Raw genomic sequence first — 1015 nt, forward strand, 5'->3', positions numbered from 1 at the left:
GATGGAGGAGGTCCATGCTGCCGTGCAGACGGCGCTCCAGATGGGTACCATCAGCTTCGATGCCGTGAAGCACCTAGTGCTGTGCCGGATCGAACGGCGGCCACCAAGGCTCAACCTGGATGTTTACCCGTACCTGCCACGCGCCGAGGTGCAGACGACATCTCCGGCCAGCTACATGTGCCTGACAACCGGTGGCGCGACATGACGGAAGCCCCGCAGATCCTGCTGAACCATCAGCTCAAGAAGCTGAAGCTGCCGACCATCCTGCGGGAATACGACAAGCAGGCCCGGCTCTGTGCTGCCGAAGGGCGAGATCACGTCCAGTTCCTGGCGCGCCTGATTGAGTTGGAACTCATCGACCGGGAACGAAGAATGATCGAGCGTCGGATCAAGGCCGCAAAATTCCCAGCGACTAAGAGTCTGGACAGCTTCGACTTCGCAGCAATCCCGTCTCTCAACAAGATGCAGGTTCTGGAACTCGCCCGCTGCGAGTGGATCGACCGCTGTGAAAACGTGATTGCCCTGGGTCCCAGCGGCACCGGCAAGACCCATGTGGCGCTCGGCCTTGGCTTGGCCACATGCCAGAAGGGAATGGCCGTCCGCTTCACTACCGCTGCCGCCGTCGTGCACGAACTCATGGAGGCACGCGATGAGCGCCAACTCCTGCGGCTGCAGAAACAGATGGCAAAGCAAAAGCTGCTGATCATCGACGAGCTCGGCTTCGTGCCCCTCAGCAAGACCGGCGCCGAACTGCTGTTCGAGCTGATCTCCCAACGATACGAGCGTGGTTCCATCCTGATCACATCGAACCTGCCGTTCGACGAATGGACGGAAACCTTCGGATCAGAGCGCCTGACGGGCGCCTTGCTGGATCGCCTGACACACCATGTCAGCATTCTGGAGATGAACGGCGACAGCTATCGCCTCGCTCAGAGCAGGGCCCAGAAGAACTCCTGAACCGCGCTCGAATTGGTCCTTGCGGACCAAGGCGCCTTGGCAACCGTTAGCTATAAGG

At 60.3% G+C, this 1015-nt stretch carries 1 protein-coding gene and 1 pseudogene; both read left to right on the forward strand.

Annotation, left to right across the window (positions count from 1 at the left end):
- A pseudogene (locus tag ACR0C6_RS21420) lies at window positions 1-205 on the forward strand (IS21 family transposase); the annotation flags it as partial.
- Window positions 202-957 carry an IS21-like element helper ATPase IstB gene (gene istB, locus ACR0C6_RS21425; RefSeq protein WP_480621128.1) on the forward strand — a complete coding sequence of 252 codons (756 nt, stop codon included), beginning with the start codon at window positions 202-204 and terminating at the stop codon, window positions 955-957. The pseudogene ACR0C6_RS21420 and the gene istB, both read left to right, overlap by 4 nt.
- Window positions 958-1015 lie beyond the last annotated feature (58 nt).

This window comes from Ruegeria sp. AL12 (genome assembly GCF_056540885.1).